Below are 17,620 nucleotides of genomic sequence, written 5' to 3'. Positions count from 1 at the left end.
GAAGTTGTTCGGCGACCGCCACTACAGATCGTGGTGGAGTTCATCAGACAAGGTCCGCTGCTGCCGCGGAACACATTCTCCCATCCGTGCCGTTGACCGACGGAAGCAGCAGGAGGTCATGAGCATGCAGCTCACGTATTTTGCTTTGTCGGAGTGATCAGGCCGAAAGCTCGGCCCGTCCGTTCGCAGGCGCGTTGCCCGGCACAGTCCCGTAGGAGTAGCCATAGTACATCCCGCCATACGTATCGTACCGTCCCATCGCTTCCACGTCGACTTTGTTCAGAACGATACCGGCGGTCCGCTCGTACACACCGGGCGCATGTCGCAGGGCGTACTGAACCGCGTCGATCTTGGTTTGCCCCCACTCAACCACCAGAAGGTAGGAGTCCAGAAGCTGCGAGGCGGCGCGCACGTCGGTCGCAGCCAACAGCGGCGGAAGATCAACGATGACGTAGTCAAAGACCTTTCGAAGAGCAGAGAATAAGGTCGCGGCCTCGGGAGAGGCAAGGAACTCGCTTGGAGAGATTGCGGCTCTCGCAGCACCCGGCAGGAACGACAGATTTGTCGCCGGATCCGTCCAAATCAGCTCCTGGAAATTGGAATGACCATGGATCGCATCGACCACCCCGAGCTTCGCGTCCGGGGACAAGGCTCGCGACAGAGACGGATTGCGAAGATCACAATCGACCAGGATGACCTGCTGCCCTCCCTGAGCAATCACGGTTGCGAGGGCAGCTGCAAGCGACGACTTGCCTTCGCCGGGAAACGCGGAAGTCACGCCCAGCACCCGACGCGACTCGGATTGTCCCTCCAGCTCCAGGTTCAGCCTGATCATCCGGACCGATTCCGCAAGGATCGAATCGGGAGCCTGCTGGACCGTCCGCATCAGCCGAGAGGTCTTGTGTATCCGGCTCACCATCGTGTTGCGGATCACCTCCGCGACAGTTGCGCTGGTGCGGGCCTGCAATGCACGAGTCCGCGGGTCGTTCAAGATTCCGAGCATGGCACGGTCTGTCAGAACCGGAACAAGGCTCAGACATTGCAGCGACAGCGCACTCTGCACCTGCTCCTTGGTACGGAAGCCTCGATCCATCAACTCGCGGAGCGCGCCAAAACCCACACCGATCCCAGCCCCGGCCAACAGGGTGGTCAACCAGATCATGCCCCGCTTGGGGCCGGTTTGATAGACCGCCGCGGGAGAGATCGCCCGCGCTTCCGTGACAGGCAACGTCTGTTGCTGAACCGCCTCCGTATGACGTTGCAGGAAGTTGTCATAGAGGCGCCGATAGCTTTGCGCGGTGGCTTCCAGGTTGAACAATGTAATTTGCGCCTGGTTCACGCCCTTTGATTGCGCGATGACGTCCGAAAGCGTCTTCTCCGCCGTCGCCTGCCGCTGGCTGGCGATCTCGTATTCGCTTTTCAGTGACTCCCGAATTCGGACCAATTCGCTCATCATCGAGCGCCGGATATCCCTGATCTGCTTTTGCAGATTGATAACCGCAACATGGTTCTTTCCATACTGGGCCGACCACGCCATTTCGCGGTTCACAAGGTCGAGGTACTGCTTGCGCAGCTGCCCGATAATGGAGTTCTGCATCGCGTCGCTGGTGGTCTCATCGGCCGCCGCAATGGTCTCGTCGAAACCGGTATCCGCATTGGATTGACCGGATTTGATGACTGCATCGATCCGGTTCAGGCGGGCTTGGATGTCGGAAGCAGCCGCCTTGCTCGTCGCGAGCTTGGCCGTCGCATCCATCATCTCTTGATCGTTGACCAATTTTCCGCCGGCCGCAACGATATTGTTCTTGGACTTGAACTCCAGGACCGCACGCTCAGCGTTGGCCGCGTCTTCGCGCAGCACCTGCAATCGTTCCAGCAGCCAATCGCTGGCGCGGCGATTGGCCTGGTACTTCGCGGTCAGCTGATCGTAGATATACGCGTCCACCATCGTGTTCGCGACCTTCACTGCTTGATCCGGATTCCGCGAACGAAACTCGACCCGCAGCATGTTGCTAAGGCCGACCCGCTTGACGTCGATGCGGCGCGTGAAGGCGCCCTGCGCCTCACCAATGCGTTCCGCTTCGCTCCTCGGCCGGTCAGATTCTGCGAGGCCGGCCGCAATCAGCGCTCCGCCAAGTCCAATTTTCTTCAAACCCGCCGTCACGCCGAAATACTCGAGCATGGATGCGAAGACGCCAGGATCCTCTCGCAGAAATTCAGGGTCATCGGCAAGGCGAAGCTGCTTGACCACATAAGCAGCAACGCCCTGGGACTTCAGCACACCGATCTGGTTCTCAACCCAGGAGGGATCTCGCGATGCGTCGGGGACGAGTGAATTGGGAAACAGCTGGGTCACCCGGGGATCGACCATGATGGTCGACGAGGAGGTGTATGACGGCTTGGCGAAGAAATGATTGATTGCGCCGAACGGAAGAGCGGCACCAACACAAATTGAGATGATCATCCATCGGCGCCGCAGGAATCCGATGACGGTGTCGACCTTCTGGGCAAAACTTGGCGCTGCCGCAGCAGGGTGTGTGGGCGATCCTGAAGTCGAACGCATTGGCACAATTTCGTTCACAGCAAGTTCCCAAAGCTAAAGTTAAAAGGGCACTGTTGCAATTTAGCAACAGGTAATATTTCTTTAAATATACCGCGCTGCCGCATGGAAAGCGACATTTATCTGGCAATCAAGTTAATTCACGCCGACGGCGGCGTCCGATCGGCCGCCGCCAGTTCATCCCAGGGCAAGAGGGATGCATTGCAGCTCTTTGGGGAAATAATCGCGTATACTGCCCTCTCGGTCGAGCTTATTCCAAGTTCTCGCAAAACCCGCCCCCAGAGGAAGTCCGAGACGGTACGCAACGTGGGCTGTTCGTCGTAGATTTTGCCGCGATACAGGACGAGCACTTCGTCGCCGGGGGAGGCCTGACGTCGCACCAGGTCTCGGTCCCAACCCATCGCAGGCGATCGGACCGCAAGGATGCGGCAAACACCCGTGGATGCAACAATCGAAGCCTGGCCCTCTGCGGCGTGTTCCACGACCGAGACTCTGAAGTGCTGACGGGTGAGAAAATCAGCCAGTCTCGATTGTGCCGCTGTCGTTGGGTTTTCGCTGGAGGTCGCCGGCTTGAGCAACAACTTGAAGCCGAGCGTCGATATCAAGGCTGCCCCCAGCAGAAGCTTAAATCCGCGCGAATATTTCACGTCTGGCTCCGATAAGGCTGAACGTGACCATCAATATCAGCATGACGGTATTGGTCACGAGATCACCCCACTGATTATGGATCGCGGTGTACCAGGACTGCCCTAAACCCATCAGGCTGATGCGCGTCACATTGACTGCAACGACGGAGAGACAGGCGAGGCCGGACCAGAGCAGGTCAATTCTTGACCATGAATGCCGAACCCATTGCGAAATGCTGATCCAGCAGAGAAACGCCAGCGACATGTTTGCCAGCGATGAACAGGGCGCCAATACGATCATGTAGCCGGAGCCGTCTACAAAACGCACCATGTTTCCGGCTCGCGAGGAGTCCAGCATGGTTGCGACCAGCAGCGCATCGATATCCAAGATGGTCTTGGCGAACATCTGAAACAGCAGGCGGCTCCAGAACATCGGAACAGCGAGCGCGAATAGAATGATGGCGCCTCGCACCCGATCGGGATTGTCCGAGGCGAACAGCACGATGTAGACGCTGAGACCCGTCACAGCGATCCAACTCAACGGATAGATCGGAAGCGCCACCAGGATCAGGAAAACCGCAGCCAGCGCGACGTCCCATTTTCTGATCTGCTGCATCCCAAGCCCCTGTCGGGCGCTGGAGAACATCATCGACAGACCCGCAAAGCAGGCAAAGAACACAATAGCGTTGATGTCGATGCTCAATGCGGACGCCAACGCGCTATCGGCATGAATGGCCTGGATGAAGCGGCCCAACAGTCCGTTGGCGCAAGCAACGACGTAAAGGGCACAAAACAGCTCGTCGCGCTGCAGGCTGAGCCAGGCCGGCCTCCCCTCGGCTCGGCTTGCAGTTAACGAAGATTGGACAACTTCTATTGACACTGAAGGCTCCCCGCCCCTTGTATAAACTGCTTCAAAAGACATGTAGAACAATGATTTCTTCTGTGGTTTTGGAGTAGCACAAAACCATCGGCATCTGCCAAACACTATTATGTAAAACGATTAATCTGGCCGCCGAAAGCGTGAAATTATGACCTTTTTAGGCGGTCATTTTGAGGGTTCCCCAATGCGGCGCGCTCGTTCCCTGTTAATGGCCCTCCTGGTGCCGCTCCTCGCGACGGCCTGCGGCCGGCCGGAGTCAAAAGCCGACACTTTAAAGGACCTGCTAGCAGCGGGCGAAAATGCCCGCATTAACAACCAGTTCGACGTAGCGGAAAAGAACCTGAGGGCTGCTTTGCGGCAGAGCCCATCCCAGCCGGAAGCCATCCGTGGACTGGCTCTGCTCTACAGTGAGCAAGGCCAGTGGCCCGTTGCAGTTCCGTTCCTGAAGCAGGCCGCCGAACTGAAGCCGGACGACGCAGAAATTCAAACGAAGCTCGGCCTCGCGCATCTTCTGACCCGTGAGTTCAAGGCCGCCAGGGAGGTCGCGACAAAGGCGCTCGACCTGGCGCCCAAGCAGGAGGACGCAGCGATTCTGCTTGCCGATAGCGGCGACACCAGCAATGCCATCAACGACATTCGGGGCATTCTGGATGAGCTGACGACGAAGAACGGCGACCAGGCGGGGTACCATGTCGCGCGAGGCGTGCTCGAGGCCCGTCAAGGCAATGACAGCGCGGCCGAACAGCAATTCCAGGAGGCGCTCCGCCTTGATCCGAAATCCTCTGGCGCGCTGACGGCCATGGCCACGCTTAACTGGAAGCGAAAAGATTTGACGGCTGCCGAGACCGCGTATCGCGCAGCAACGGAGCTCGAGCCGCCGCGATATGCTGCCACCATCCGCTATGCTGACTTCCTGATTGCCACGAACAATCTGGATCGTGCGCGCGAGGTACTGCAGAAACTAAACGAAAGATCTCCGTCATATCTGCCGCCCCGCGTGGTACTGATGAAGTTGGCATGCTCTGCCAAGCAGGATGATGCGTGCGTTAGCCGCGTCCAGAACGTGCTGTCGCAGGATCCCATCAATTTCGATGCATTGTTGATCAGCGGAAATATCAGCCTCGAAAAGAACGATCCAACGGCCGCAATAAGATCGTTCGACCAGGCGCTCAAGCTTAGCGGCCAAAGCCCTCAACTCTTGTATAGCCTCTCGCGTGCGTATTTGATGGTCGCGCGCACCGTCGACTCGGTAAATGCCCGCAAGTACGTTGACAGCTCCGAGGGCCTGCTCACATCCGCCCTTCAGCTTGCACCCAACTTCGATCAGGCAGCCCTTCTTCTCGCCGATTTGAAGATTCGCAAGGGTAGCGGAGCCTCTGCCGTCGATCTCCTCACCCCCCTGATCGCCCGGCAACCAAGCCCGGAGGCATATAACTTGCTCGCTGCTGCTTATCTGTCGCAGCAAAATACTGACAGTGCGCTCGAGGTATACCAGCGGATGGCCGGACTGTTTCCGAAAAACCCGCTTCCGCATCAAGCGATGGGTGCGATCTATGTCGCCAAGGGACAAGCAGCAGAGGCCCGGCAAAGCTTCGAGAAGAGCTTGTCGATCTCGCCCGATTTCGGGCCGGCAACGGAAGCGCTGGTCACCCTCGATGTACAATCCGGAAATTTCGATGCAGCGCTGGCGCGCGTAAAGCAACAGCTCGACAAGCACCCTGCCGAGGCCCAGTGGTGGGGCTTGTCCGGAAAGGTGAAGCTTGAAAAGCGCGACTATGACGGTGCCGAACAGGATTTGGCCAAGGCGCTCGAGATCGATCCTGATCTGGAGCTAGCCCAGCTGCTTCTCGGACGAACTTATATCGCCGCGAACAAGCCTGAGATGGCGATCAAGAAGCTCACGGAGATTACGACCCGAAAGAAGACCGTGGCTCCGCTCATCCTCCTGGCCAGTCTCCAGGAGCAGCAGAAAAATGTCCAGGCTGCGCGAGAGACCTATGAGTCGGTGCTGACGGTGGCGCCCACCAATGCGATGGCGTTGAATAATCTGGCCGTCATTTACTCCAACCAGGGTGACCTGGAGAAGGCATCGGACCTGGCCAAGAAGGCCCAGGATGCAGCTCCGAGCGACTCCAGGATCGGCGACACGTTGGGTTGGATCCTGTACAAGAAGCACCAGTACCGCGAGGCGTTATCGCTGCTGCGTGACAGCGCGTCCAAGAACCAGAACGATCCAGATATCCAGTTTCATTATGGAATGGCCGCGTACGCTACCGGCGACGAGAGTGCTGCCGCCGCTGCTTTTGGAAAAGTAGCGCAGTCCGGCGTCGATACGCCGTTACGATCGGAGAGCCAGCGCCGTATGGATTTTCTGTCGCTGGGAAGCGGCGGCGCCATGCCGGATGAATCTCGGATCAAGAGCTTCCTGAAGGACTATCCGGACGATCCCGTCGCACTCAGGCGGCTGAGCGAGCTCGCCGCGAAAAGGGCGGACGCCGATGGCGCGATCCAGGGATACGAGAAGCTGCTTGCAATGTATCCCGAGTTCGCACCTGCTGCGCGAGAGTTGGCGCTGCTGTATGCCGGCAAGACAGGCAACAATCCGAAGGCTTTGGAAGTGGCCTTGAAAGCGCGGCAGAGTTATCCGAGTGACCCTGAGGTTGGACGGGCGGTTGGCATTCTTCAATTTAAGGCGGAGAACTATCCTCGCGCGGTCGAGCTCCTGAAGGAGGTTGTCAGCAAGCGCCCTGAGGACGCAACTGCGTACTATTTCCTCGGGAAGAGCTATCACGAGCTCAAAGACCGGCCGCAATGCAAATCTGCTCTCGAGCGATCCATCGCTCTCAACGTTGAGCCACAATTCGCAGAATCCGCTAAATCCGGGCTTGCCGATTGCACGGAGCCGTCACAATAGCACGGTCTTCGCGGTGCATGTTCGGCCGCTCGCCTCTTTCAGATTTCCCAGGCGAGCGGCTGACCCACCACCGTGCCGCATGATTGCAAAGGTCGGCGCGCACCAGCGTGCGCGTTACCGCGAGGTCTCGATCTCAAGAAGTTCGCGGGGGCCGCCGGGCCGAGCGTCATCGAAAACGCCAATAGCCAGACGTCCGGTTTTCCAAGCCATGCAGTCGAGATTGGTCCGGCCAGCGGTCAGAAGGGGGCCCGAGGGGTTCGCGTCATGTCCGTGCACAACGTGACGTTGGCCATGGCCCTGCTCGACCTGGGGCTGGTAGCGCTTCCACAGGAGAATGCGCTCTGATTGCGCTTCCAGCGGTTGATCGGGGTCCACTCCGGCGTGCACGAAGACTCGGTGCTGATCCACATGGATCCGAGGTAGTTGCGCGATGAACTGCAGGTGAACCGCAGGCAACCGTCTCAGGTCGGCCGGGTTTACCGGGTCGAGGCCATACGAAGCAAGCGTCTGAGCGCCGCCGTTCTGCATCCACCATTGATGTTTTGCTTGGCCGAGGCAGGCCGCCAGCATCATCACCTCGTGATTGCCCTTCAGGGCAATCAGGCGAGGATGGCGATCCGGCCAGTTCATGATGAACTCAAGTACTTCGGCGCTCTGCGGGCCGCGGTCGACGTAGTCCCCCAATGTGACGATTTTTGCTTGCCGCCCCCTCGAATGGTCGATGATCCGACCCACGGCCAGTTTGAGCAGATCTGCGCGGCCGTGGATATCCGGGATCGCATATGTAAATTCAACACCAGCCACTGCTGCACCGTACCGTGATCAAACGTCGCTCCAATTGGAGCACAACGAACGAGGCGCTGGACGGCAGTTCCATCAGGCCCAACCCCGTCAAGGCCTATAGCATCCGCCCCGGGGGTCATAGGCCTAGTCCGCCGTGGAGCTTAGATTCCAAGCTGAATGTTAATTTATAGGCAGCTGTGGCATACTCGATCATCGAGGCCGGCGAGATTAACCCAACCGATCGACAGTTCCGCCGCCGCCAAGGAGATTATTCCAATCTATTTCAATGTCGCTTTGAGATGAAGTAAGAGTGAGAGGTCGACCTTTTACGTCGTGGACCACAATACAAGACCAATTCTCTATCGGATGTGTATTAGACATGCATACGGCTTCCAAACGTGTTGCGCTGATCACCGGGGTTACAGGACAAGACGGTGCCTATCTGGCCGAGTATCTCCTGGGGCTCGGTTATACCGTTCATGGCGTGAAGCGGCGCTCGTCCTCGTTCAATACGGCGAGGGTCGACCATCTGTATCGTGATCCTCACGACGAAGACGTGCCCTTCCTCATGCACTATGGCGACATGACGGATTCGACGAACCTGATCCGTCTCATACAACAGATCCGACCGACGGAGATCTATAACCTCGCGGCTCAGAGCCATGTCGGGGTGAGTTTCGAGAGTCCGGAATACACCGCCAACGCGGATGCGGTCGGAGTCCTGCGTATCTTGGAGGCTATCCGCATTCTCGGAATGGAGAAGGAGACGCGCTTCTATCAAGCGTCCACTTCCGAGCTATTTGGACTTGTGCAGGAAATCCCTCAAAAAGAGACTACTCCGTTTTATCCGCGTTCTCCCTACGGTGTCGCCAAGCTTTACGGTTACTGGATCACGGTGAACTACCGCGAAGCGTACGGCATGTTCGCCTCCAATGGCATTCTGTTCAATCACGAAAGCCCGCTTCGCGGAGAGACGTTCGTAACACGCAAGATCACTCGCGCCGTCGCGAGAATTGAGGTCGGCTTGGAGGATACGCTTTATCTCGGAAACCTCGATGCACAGCGTGATTGGGGACACGCGAAGGACTACATCGAGGGCATGCACCTCATTCTGCAAGCAGATCGACCTGACGACTTTGTTCTTGCAACCGGCGAAATGCACTCCGTGCGAGAATTCGTCGCCGCTTCCTTTGCAGAAGTGGACCGCCGGATCGAATGGCAGGGGAAGGGAATCGACGAGGTCGGCATCGACAGGAAAACGGGCAAGGTCCTCGTGAAGATCGATCCGACCTATTTCCGGCCGACAGAAGTCGAGCTCCTTATCGGCGATGCTTCCAAAGCACGGCAGATCCTTGGATGGAGTCCGAAAAGAAAATTTGCCGAGTTGGTCTCCGAAATGGTCGGAAGCGATCTGGCCGCGGCGAAGCGGGAGGTTGCCAATGGCCGAAACGCGGTTTGAGCTGAGGGGAAAGTCGGTCTTTGTCGCCGGCCATCGCGGCATGGTCGGCTCTGCACTCGTTCGGCGTTTGGCGTCCGAAGGAGTTCAACTCCTGACGACAACACGAAGCGAACTCGACCTCCGCGACCAAGCTTCCGTATTCGCGTGGTTCTCTGCCAATCGTCCGCAGGTCGTCTTCTTGGCCGCAGCGAAAGTCGGCGGGATCGTCGCCAACAACACGCTCCGTGCAGAATTTCTCTATGACAATTTGGCGATCATGAGCAACATCGTCCACGCCGCTCACGTGAATGGCGTAGAGAAGCTGATGTTTCTAGGGTCTTCCTGTATCTACCCCAGGCTGGCTCCTCAACCCATCGAGGAAAGCGCGATCCTGACGGGCCCTCTGGAGCCTACGAATGAACCATATGCGATCGCAAAGATCGCGGGCATCAAGATGGTCGAGGCTTATCGTCATCAGTACGGCGCCGACTTCATCAACGTGATGCCAACCAACCTCTACGGACCTGGAGACAACTACCATCCCGAATACAGCCATGTCGTGGCGGCCCTGATCCGCCGCTTTCATGAAGCCAAGCTCTCGGGCGCGGACCAGGTCGTGGTGTGGGGCACGGGGATGCCGCGGCGGGAGTTCCTTTATGTCGACGATCTTGCGGATGCATGCATCCACATCATGAAGATCTATTCTGGTTCGGATCTGATCAACATTGGCACCGGACAGGATATCACCATCGGCGAGTTTGCTCGGCTGATTGCGGAAGTGGTGGGCTATCGTGGACAGATCGTCTTCGATACGACGCGTCCGGACGGCACTCCGCGCAAGCTGCTGGATGTGACACGCCTGGAGAAGCTCGGTTGGCGTGCTCGAACTTCGCTGACGCATGGCATTCGCCTGGCTTATCAAGCATTCCAGGAGGAGACAGCGGCTCGGGCAAGCTGACGCTGCTGGCGACACTCCGCGCGCCAGCCTCCCTTCCGAGCCCTTGCAGTTTGCCAGGATGGCTTACTATGACGCTCCCGTCGCGAAACTAGCCGGCCAGCTCCGCATGCCGTGGTCTCGGATTACACAGCTTTTTGCAGCCCTCTTGGGCCTGACAGCCGGCTATGGCCCGGCAATGGCGCAAATGGCGGAAGACACCCTTCCGCCGTTTGCGATCAACATTCACCGGACACCGAAGCAGGATTGGCGGGGCTACGGCATCTATCTTGGCAGGGGGGATTTTTTGACTGCCGCACACGTTGCGGGCCAAGCCTGGTTGACGAAGCCGCGGGTCGTGATCGAGGGTCGGGAATACCCAACTACGATGGTCAAGGAAGGCACTTTCGAGGGGACGGATCTCACTCTTCTTTCGGTCGAGGAAGCTCTCCTGCCGATGCGATTGGCCCTGCGCAGAATGCGGCTGTGCGCCGCCGTTCCGGCGCCGGGGGAAGACGTCGTGACACTCGTCCCGGAGAGGATCGAGCATTCGCGCATATTTCCTCCGCAGATGATCCCCGAATCGGCACGGCGCTTCAGGACGGCCATAGCGGATGTGGCTCAGACCGGGAATTCCGGCGCAGGGGTGTTCGACCTTCGGCGTCACTGCTTGGTCGGGATCATGAGCCGCAAGATCTCCGAGGTCCGTCGGGAAAGGCTGACCGGCAAGAACGATAGCCGGGACATCGCGAAATACTTCGTCCCTGCACCTGACATCGGGGCCTTTCTGCCTCCTGGCGTGCTGGGCGGGTCAGATCGATAGAGGTGTTTAATTACCTCCATCGGCGATCCGTCAACAGGCGGGTAGGTATCTAAAAGACCGGCACATTCATTGCAGGAAGCCCATGCATTGCAGGAAGTCATGCAATTGCGTTCACTCGACCGTGAGCGAACCACGGCAAGGCTTCTCGGTACCAACGTTCATTAAACGGCGAGGACAGATCCATGCAGCGCTCAAAGCCAATCAAGACAAGTCTTGGGCCCTCTCCCGATTCCACACGGGAAAGCCTGGATGTCGCTTACGCTCAGATCGTCAGGCTGCGGCAGGAGATCGTCGAAGCCCAAGCTGCGTTGAAGCCCGAGGCGATCAGCCAGTCAGCACCGAAAGAACTCCGGACCTGATGCCGCGGGGCGCGGGGGCTTCTTCTCCAGACACCGAGCACCGCAGTCCGCGCTGAATCGGCCCGATCGGGAGCAGCGTGTATTAGCTTGACCCGTTAGCCCATGACGCCCGCGTGGTGCGTGCGTCCGAACTTGCCTTCTTTACGTCCTTTCCGCTCGGTCCCAATGAATAGACGTTGTACTCGCCCTGATCAGTGACGGCGTATTGATACGGCCGGCCCCAGGGATCCAGCAGGGTCTTGGCATTCTTCAGATACGGACCATTCCAGCGGGGCGCCTCCGGGGGTGCCTCGACCAACGCCCTCAAGCCGACGTTGATGCTCGGATATGCACCATTTTCCATATAGTACATTTCAAGGGCGGTGTTGATATTCTCGATCTGCAATTGAGCAGACTGAGCTTTCGCCTTTCCGAAATATCCCATCAATTGCGGCGTCGCGACGGCCGTGAGGATGGCGATGACCCCCATGACCACCAACAACTCGAGCAGAGTGTATCCCGCATCGGCGCGGCCCCGCCTCAAGCGAGCCCTCCCAGTCAGCCCCTGTCTATTCCGAACGATCTCCAACACGATCCCGCCTCCGAATTTGTCTACTGTTCATTTTGGACCCAATCCTGATGCGAAGTTGTCTCCAAAGACTTGACGTCCTCAGGCCGACCAATTCGGCGGTGAATTTCGCGTAACTCAATCAGCTAAAATTTAGTGCAAGGCTCGGATTCCAGACCAGGCGCCTGTCCAGGCTTCGGTAGTGCTATTGGAGCGTTAATTGAGAATGCCGTCTCTCTGTGGATATTACGTTCGAAGCGATACACTTCGCTCTGTCCTCATGACGACACCGACGGCACGCTCATGCTGCTGTCTATCGTAGCCGCCGCGACCATTCTCTGCTCGATATCTTGATCTTTGCAGTGTCAAAGCTCTCTGTCGGCGCGCTCCCACCCTTCCCTTCAAATCGGGCGCAACGCGCGCAGTTAACCTCAATGTCGATGTCAAGCTTAACCGCACGTTTCTGTTGTAGTTGGAGGACCATTCAATAAGTTCCCCCGCTATTGAATTCGCGGCCGATCGCTGACCACCCAATCGTCCGACATTGCCATGAACAGCAACTCGGAAAATAGCGTGGTCACATGCGTCTCTTTGTTGGATTAGACCTGCGTCAAGCCGCGCATGAAAAGGACGATTTTGATGGCGGTGGCAAAGAAGCGGTCGAGGGTAAAGCCAGGCGATCCGAGGCAGCATAACGGCTCGCTGCAGGCTTTGATCGCGGAGGGTATTTCACTCCGCGAGATGGTCGCAAAGGCCGAACTCCAAGCTCTCAATCGCAAGATGCAGAAAGCGATCTCCGCCGAGGCAGCGACCGCCCGCCGGCCGAAGGATTGATTCCTGAACGAATTGACAGGATCTGCGTATCCTGCCGACGGTGTCTGCCAAACCAATATGCCACGCGCGTCGGGTTTCAATAATGGAACACAGGTCCGGAGCTCGGCTTTCTCTTCACCCGAGCGCAACTAAATTGTAAACTTGATCGAGAGCATTTAGGCTGGCTCTCAATTTTTCAACGAACGTTGCTGATCAATACAAATTTTCAGGAGAGCTAAAGGTGACACTTCGGCGACACAATTCTGCTCGTTGCGGCCGTCAACCCACACGAAAATCTTTACAAGCCCGCTACGCCGAAGTCCTGAGGTTGCGAGAGGCAATTGATCGAACCCAGGCCAAGCTCGTCCGAATGACCGAAGCCGGCCGACGTACAGCAAAGTAAGCTTTCGCCCGGCAACTCAGTCGCAACGGCGGATTGTGCGCCATCGCACCCCAAGGCTGGTCCGCACCGGCCGTCGTAAATCATAGCAAATTGCACCGACGGCCCATCGGCCGTAAGTCGCATACTCGCCATATCCGAACGGATAATCATATCCATCATCCAATGGATTGGCGGTGAACGCATCTTGCACGACAGCTGGCCAGGGAGCGCGGACCGGCGGGCCGACAAGAACGCCCGGACCATAGTAGAACGGCATCTGCGCCTTTGCAGGGAAGGAGCATAATAGGCCAGCCGCGACAATCGCTAGCGAGGAAGCCAATCGCATGGTGTAAATCCGGTCCGATAGACAGCGTCTGAGCAAACGGAGATCGCTTGTTCTATCTTGCCGGCTTGCCGCCATACAGCAGAGTTGCTGCCGCTGGTTAATCGCAACTGGTCATCCAACCGCAAATTGGCTGGATGAAAGGGACTAGACGCTTCCGAAAGCCCAAAGCTTATCGAAATTCCAGGTCAGCCAGATACCGGCTGCGAGATGCGGGCCAAACGGAATGGCCGGCCGGCCGCCAACCTCGTATCGTTCGGCACCGGAGAGCAGGATGGCCGCAAGCGCCGAGCCAACAGCAATCAGAATTGCTCCCGGCAAGGCTGCGAAACCAATCCAAAGGCTCGCGGCACTGACGAATTTCACGTCACCAAACCCAAACCCGTCATATCCGCGCAACCAGCGGAAGGTGCTTCGAAAGGCGGCAACCGCAACGAAGACCGCAGCCGCTTCGAAGACGCCGATATACACCGCGGCGCCATGCGCGAACGCATATTCTGCCACTCCACCGGCGGCGAGCGCCAGGTTGAAGCTATCCGGGATGATTCCGAAACGCGCGTCGATCGCGCAGACCGCCATCAAGACCACGAGCAAGTAAAGTCCGGAACACAGCGCTTCTGGCTCGATCGCGCCGGAAAACAAACTCGCAACGAGCCAAATCGAACCGCCGACCAGAGACCAAGCCACAAGGGCGTCGTGCCGTCGCGCCCGACGGAATGTCAGGCCATCCGCGAGGAAGCGGCCAACGCGCCTGGCGATCTTGGGCAAGGCGCAGTTCACTTTGATGCCACGCTCCGCTTCAGCGCAAGCGTCTGGCCTTGGCCTTCGAGCGTGACCTGTTCAGGTTTCACCTCGATAAGTCGCCAGCCGTCGATTTCCCCATTGACCTGGATCCAGCGGCCCATCGGATTTTGGGCTGACGTGATGAATGCTTTTTGCAGCGATCCGCTGATCAGGACGCCTCTGAGAACGATGTTCGAATCCAGTGCTGCAACGGCCGGGCTAACGGTCGGAGACGCAGCATCCGCCGACGCGTCTACAACCGCAATCGGCGCTTGCCGCATCCGCGCGAAGACAGGACGCGCGGTGACATGATCGTAGGCCTTCTTCCCACGCGCTTCGCTCGTCGAAACCGTGGAGGAGCCGGCCCCCAGCGAGGTCGAGGGTATCATTACCGACACCTTCAAGGCGAGGATTGCGGCGATGGTCGCGATCCCGGTCAGCACGATCGACACCCGCAACCCGGTCATGAGATAGCGCGACGCCGGCGGGAGCTCCGCAAACGCTTCCCGCGACGGCAGGATCGCCTCGATGGGCGCGGCAAGGCTCCGCGCTCGCGGAAAACTCCGCGACCAGATCGTTGCCAGCTGGACGCGCCTGCTTTGCCGAACTTCCCCGGTCATTGCCTTGTCCTCGTTCCAGCGAGGTCGGCAGCGCGTTGATCCTCCTTCATTCCCGGCGGCTTGCCACGAAGATCCTGCATGACGCCTTCCACCTTGAACTCCGCCCGAAGCATGGTTGCGTCGCCGTCACTGGCCGGCCTCAAAGAAGCGTCGGTGATGAATAGAAATGGAGATTGATCCTCAATTTCGGCTATCACGTCGCGCACAATTCCGAGCGATCCCTCAAACTGCAATCCAACTGCAACCGTCCTGGATTGCGCGACACGACCGCCCTGCAATCCGCGAAGCCCGAGCACATGCGCACCCCTGGCGGTCGCCATGGCTTGCAGCCTCGCTTGCAGATCGGCACTGACGACGCGTTCCTCATCGCCAGCCATGAAGGGTTGCGCGCTCTGGGCGCCGCGCTGCTCCATCACCTGTGCTCCGCGGGTGATGCGCTGGAGATACGCCAACTGCGCGACGCTGTCCTGGATCTCGTCGTTTCGAGTCGAGAAATGAGAAAGCACCGGCCCGACGAACAGAAGAGCCAAGAGCATCAGACCGACCACATTGAAGGCCAGGAACGCTCTCCCACGCACCTGCCTGCCAAACCACCCCATCATTGCTCCGCCTTCCATACGGGCTCGGTTGGCCGTGCCAGTAAGCTGTTGCGCAAACGGAACTTGATGCTGAACCGGTCCTTACCCTCATTTGCATCAGGAACGATGGCGGCGATCAGGGTCGCTCCTGAAAACATCGGCGACTGGTCAAGAATTCTCACAAGATGCGCCGCCTGCGAAGAGTAGCCGGATATGGTCACCTGCCCCTGATTCATTCTCAGCTCTGTCAGGAATGTATCGTCTGGCAGAACGCGGGACAGTTCGTCCCAAACGGCCAGGAAGCCACCGTCCGCTTTCAGCGCGTAGAGCCGAATCCTTTGGCTGGACTGGCTCTTCCCCTCCTGCAGGCTTGCCTTGGCTTCCAGGAGTTCGGTATCCAGCTCGGCTGCCAGGCCGGCTTGGTACCATTCGAAGATCATGAGACCCAAAACCGCTGCCGCGAACAGCGTTAGCCACAGAGACTTGATGGCGCGAACGGCCTCCGGCGCACCCGCCGCCGCATCAGGTCGGATCTGAACCACAGAGACGAGCTGACCAGCATCAGTCCTGACAGCCAGAAAGTCGATCTCTTCCATCGCAACCGCCATGGGAGCGATGGCCGCTGTCGCCCGCTCTCGCGCGATGATCCAGTGGCAATGGGGGACGGTCCCGTCGCGAGACGCATTGGGGATCGGGCAGGCTGCATGCCAGACGTCCGTGAGCCGAAAGGGCGTTCGGCGGACAATCTCCTGATCAAGTATTTGAGGCAGCGAAGCGAGAGCCTCGCCGGGAACGTTCAGATTTCGCCGCAAGAACAGATCTTCAGGAAGAACGGCAGCGAGCAGAACCTGATCGCGTCGGAGGCCGAGTTGCGCGAGCCATTCGAGCAGCGCGGAGCTGTCAAAAGCAGCCGAGGGGAACTGCTGCCGAACCGTCCGCCCGTCCTGGTCCAGATCGCATGTGACGGCATCGTCACCACGCGACACAAAACACGTCGGCCGGGCCTTGCGGTTGAGCAAAGGGCGCCACCTGGGCGGGATGGCCGTGCGAAACTCGGCCATCCACCAATGCGTGAACTGGCGCCAGCCAAGCGCAAGAGTCTCCCGATCAAGAGGACGGATTTCCGAAAGGCCGATCATCGCGCGCATTGTTCCTTGCAGGAGCCCAGCTCAGCTCGACAAGCATATTTACTAAATCTTTACGAAGAGTAACGAACCGTTCCGGCCTGCCGGTTGCTCAACCTTGCCGAAGGGCAACCACGGCCCGGGGACCGCTTGTTCGCCCGTCTTCGAAGTCGACCATGATGGAGACCAGGCTTGGCAAGCTTTGCGAATTCCACTCGGTCTGCCAGACGGCCTGCCCCGACGCACTGAAATACCCGAAGTGAACGGCGCGAACGCCGCGTAAAACCACCACCGTCGAAATCGGCGATTTGCCCTGTTTCGGGCCTTCCGGGCGGCGGGCAATCTTGAGCACAAGCTCCCCGCCGACGCGCCTTAGATCCACCCCGTAGGCGCCGCCACGAAGCGCACGCCCTTCGCTCAGCGCGACAAAGCGGATCTTCTCCTCACCGCCTTCGAACACCGCGGAATTCTTCTCGTCGATAGGATAGGGCAGCGCCGAAGCCAGCAGATTCAGAAGGCTTTGGATCGCCGCATCAGCTCTTGCATCATTTCCGTTGGTTTGATCGGAATCGAATGCACGGCGGCCGATCGACAGCCCTCCCATGATGCAGCCGGCAAGCAGAGCAAGGATCGCCATCGATACGAGCAGCTCGACCAGGGTCAGCCCCTGCTCGGCCGCGCGAGAGCGCATGGGGCGCCGCGGTCCGCGCTTTCCGACGAGTCCCATCATGGCGCAATCCGAGGCGCAATTTTCAGGGCAGATAGCCTCTCCTCGCGTCCATCCGGCGAGCTAACCATGACTTCGACCCAAACGGGAATGATGGCACTATCGGCCTCCTTGGCCACCCTGCCTTTCCGTTGCTCGCCTTCGATCGTTGCGCGAGTCACAGTCTCTCGCCACATGAACTGGCCAACTTGGCCTTGTTGCTGACCGATCACGAGCTTCGACGTGATCCCGGCCGCTTCCAAACGCGACTGCGCAATGCGATTCATGACTCTGCTATTGCGGGCCTGCGTGTCGGAACGCATGGCGACAGCGATCCCGACCAATATGGTCCCCATTCCCAGCGCCAGAACTGCAAAGGCAATGACGATTTCGATCAAGGCAAATCC

The 17,620-nt window shown here is 58.6% G+C and carries 17 protein-coding genes; 6 read left to right on the top strand and 11 right to left on the bottom strand.

Annotated elements, in window-relative coordinates:
• Positions 1-157 precede the first annotated feature (157 nt).
• From X268_RS05435 to X268_RS05425, 3 genes are all read right to left on the bottom strand, one after another.
• On the bottom strand, positions 158-2,581 hold the full coding sequence (locus tag X268_RS05435) for an AAA family ATPase (RefSeq protein WP_128923976.1): 2,424 nt from the start codon (positions 2,579-2,581) through the stop codon (positions 158-160).
• 119 nt (positions 2,582-2,700) lie between these two features.
• On the bottom strand, positions 2,701-3,207 hold the full coding sequence (locus tag X268_RS05430) for a hypothetical protein (RefSeq protein ID WP_128923975.1): 507 nt from the start codon (positions 3,205-3,207) through the stop codon (positions 2,701-2,703).
• A complete protein-coding gene (locus X268_RS05425) occupies positions 3,185-4,066 on the bottom strand; it encodes a hypothetical protein (protein ID WP_164937550.1) in 882 nt (293 codons plus the stop codon). The genes X268_RS05430 and X268_RS05425 overlap by 23 nt, the downstream gene beginning before the upstream one ends.
• Before the next feature lie 208 nt (positions 4,067-4,274).
• Between X268_RS05425 and X268_RS05420 the strand changes: the two genes are divergently transcribed.
• A complete protein-coding gene (locus tag X268_RS05420) occupies positions 4,275-6,980 on the top strand; it encodes a tetratricopeptide repeat protein (RefSeq protein WP_164937549.1) in 2,706 nt (901 codons plus the stop codon).
• Positions 6,981-7,094: 114 nt separating this feature from the next.
• Here the strand turns inward: X268_RS05420 and X268_RS05415 are convergent, their stop codons facing one another.
• Positions 7,095-7,784 (bottom strand): metallophosphoesterase family protein, encoded by a 690-nt coding sequence (locus X268_RS05415; RefSeq protein WP_128923972.1) that lies wholly within the window; start codon positions 7,782-7,784, stop codon positions 7,095-7,097.
• A gap of 358 nt (positions 7,785-8,142) precedes the next feature.
• Between X268_RS05415 and gmd the strand changes: the two genes are divergently transcribed.
• The 4 genes from gmd (at position 8,143) to X268_RS39255 (ending at position 11,317) form a co-directional block, all read left to right on the top strand.
• Positions 8,143-9,222, top strand: a complete 1,080-nt coding sequence (gene gmd, locus X268_RS05410; protein ID WP_128923971.1) for a GDP-mannose 4,6-dehydratase — start codon at positions 8,143-8,145, stop codon at positions 9,220-9,222.
• The gene (fcl, locus tag X268_RS05405; protein ID WP_128923970.1) at positions 9,203-10,159 is read left to right on the top strand and encodes a GDP-L-fucose synthase; all 957 of its coding nucleotides are present in this window, start codon (positions 9,203-9,205) and stop codon (positions 10,157-10,159) included. Before gmd ends, fcl begins: the two co-directional genes overlap by 20 nt.
• Before the next feature lie 58 nt (positions 10,160-10,217).
• Positions 10,218-10,958, top strand: coding sequence for a S1 family peptidase (locus X268_RS05400; protein ID WP_128923969.1), 741 nt, complete (start codon positions 10,218-10,220; stop codon positions 10,956-10,958).
• A 182-nt stretch (positions 10,959-11,140) separates the two neighbouring features.
• Positions 11,141-11,317 carry a hypothetical protein gene (locus tag X268_RS39255; protein ID WP_164937548.1) on the top strand — a complete coding sequence of 59 codons (177 nt, stop codon included), beginning with the start codon at positions 11,141-11,143 and terminating at the stop codon, positions 11,315-11,317.
• Between the two features lie 82 nt (positions 11,318-11,399).
• Here the strand turns inward: X268_RS39255 and gspG are convergent, their stop codons facing one another.
• On the bottom strand, positions 11,400-11,840 hold the full coding sequence (gspG, locus tag X268_RS05395) for a type II secretion system major pseudopilin GspG (protein WP_128923968.1): 441 nt from the start codon (positions 11,838-11,840) through the stop codon (positions 11,400-11,402).
• A gap of 663 nt (positions 11,841-12,503) precedes the next feature.
• Between gspG and X268_RS05390 the strand changes: the two genes are divergently transcribed.
• Complete coding sequence (locus tag X268_RS05390) at positions 12,504-12,698, top strand: hypothetical protein (protein ID WP_128923967.1); 195 nt, start codon at positions 12,504-12,506, stop codon at positions 12,696-12,698.
• Positions 12,699-13,549: 851 nt separating this feature from the next.
• Here X268_RS05390 and X268_RS05385 read toward each other — a convergent pair.
• The 6 genes from X268_RS05385 to X268_RS05360 form a co-directional block, all read right to left on the bottom strand.
• Positions 13,550-14,170 (bottom strand): prepilin peptidase, encoded by a 621-nt coding sequence (locus tag X268_RS05385; protein ID WP_128923966.1) that lies wholly within the window; start codon positions 14,168-14,170, stop codon positions 13,550-13,552.
• A gap of 8 nt (positions 14,171-14,178) precedes the next feature.
• Positions 14,179-14,652 (bottom strand): hypothetical protein, encoded by a 474-nt coding sequence (locus X268_RS05380; RefSeq protein ID WP_128923965.1) that lies wholly within the window; start codon positions 14,650-14,652, stop codon positions 14,179-14,181.
• Positions 14,653-14,801: 149 nt separating this feature from the next.
• Complete coding sequence (gene gspM, locus X268_RS05375) at positions 14,802-15,407, bottom strand: type II secretion system protein GspM (protein ID WP_164937547.1); 606 nt, start codon at positions 15,405-15,407, stop codon at positions 14,802-14,804.
• Positions 15,404-16,531: a PilN domain-containing protein gene (locus tag X268_RS05370; RefSeq protein WP_128923963.1), complete on the bottom strand. Its 1,128-nt coding sequence runs from the start codon at positions 16,529-16,531 to the stop codon at positions 15,404-15,406. Before X268_RS05370 ends, gspM begins: the two co-directional genes overlap by 4 nt.
• Positions 16,532-16,619: 88 nt before the next feature.
• The gene (locus tag X268_RS05365; protein WP_128923962.1) at positions 16,620-17,237 is read right to left on the bottom strand and encodes a prepilin-type N-terminal cleavage/methylation domain-containing protein; all 618 of its coding nucleotides are present in this window, start codon (positions 17,235-17,237) and stop codon (positions 16,620-16,622) included.
• A complete protein-coding gene (locus X268_RS05360) occupies positions 17,234-17,611 on the bottom strand; it encodes a hypothetical protein (protein WP_128923961.1) in 378 nt (125 codons plus the stop codon). Before X268_RS05360 ends, X268_RS05365 begins: the two co-directional genes overlap by 4 nt.
• Positions 17,612-17,620: the final 9 nt, after the last annotated feature.

The organism is Bradyrhizobium guangxiense, assembly GCF_004114915.1.
Taxonomy (GTDB): Bacteria; Pseudomonadota; Alphaproteobacteria; order Rhizobiales; family Xanthobacteraceae; genus Bradyrhizobium; species Bradyrhizobium guangxiense.
Note: the sequence above shows the minus strand (reverse complement) of the source record. Positions and strands in the feature narration are given on the sequence as shown.

Excerpts from the sequence above, each read along its gene's own strand:
- X268_RS05380 (WP_128923965.1), bottom strand. The coding sequence starts at position 14,652 with ATGACCGGGTTGCGGGTGTCGATCGTGCTGACCGGGATCGCGACCATC.
- X268_RS05400 (WP_128923969.1), top strand. The coding sequence starts at position 10,218 with ATGGCTTACTATGACGCTCCCGTCGCGAAACTAGCCGGCCAGCTCCGC.
- X268_RS39255 (WP_164937548.1), top strand. The coding sequence starts at position 11,141 with ATGCAGCGCTCAAAGCCAATCAAGACAAGTCTTGGGCCCTCTCCCGAT.
- gspM (WP_164937547.1), bottom strand. The coding sequence starts at position 15,407 with ATGATGGGGTGGTTTGGCAGGCAGGTGCGTGGGAGAGCGTTCCTGGCC.
- X268_RS05365 (WP_128923962.1), bottom strand. The coding sequence starts at position 17,237 with ATGATGGGACTCGTCGGAAAGCGCGGACCGCGGCGCCCCATGCGCTCT.
- gmd (WP_128923971.1), top strand. The coding sequence starts at position 8,143 with ATGCATACGGCTTCCAAACGTGTTGCGCTGATCACCGGGGTTACAGGA.
- X268_RS05390 (WP_128923967.1), top strand. The coding sequence starts at position 12,504 with ATGGCGGTGGCAAAGAAGCGGTCGAGGGTAAAGCCAGGCGATCCGAGG.
- X268_RS05420 (WP_164937549.1), top strand. The coding sequence starts at position 4,275 with ATGGCCCTCCTGGTGCCGCTCCTCGCGACGGCCTGCGGCCGGCCGGAG.
- X268_RS05370 (WP_128923963.1), bottom strand. The coding sequence starts at position 16,531 with ATGCGCGCGATGATCGGCCTTTCGGAAATCCGTCCTCTTGATCGGGAG.
- fcl (WP_128923970.1), top strand. The coding sequence starts at position 9,203 with ATGGCCGAAACGCGGTTTGAGCTGAGGGGAAAGTCGGTCTTTGTCGCC.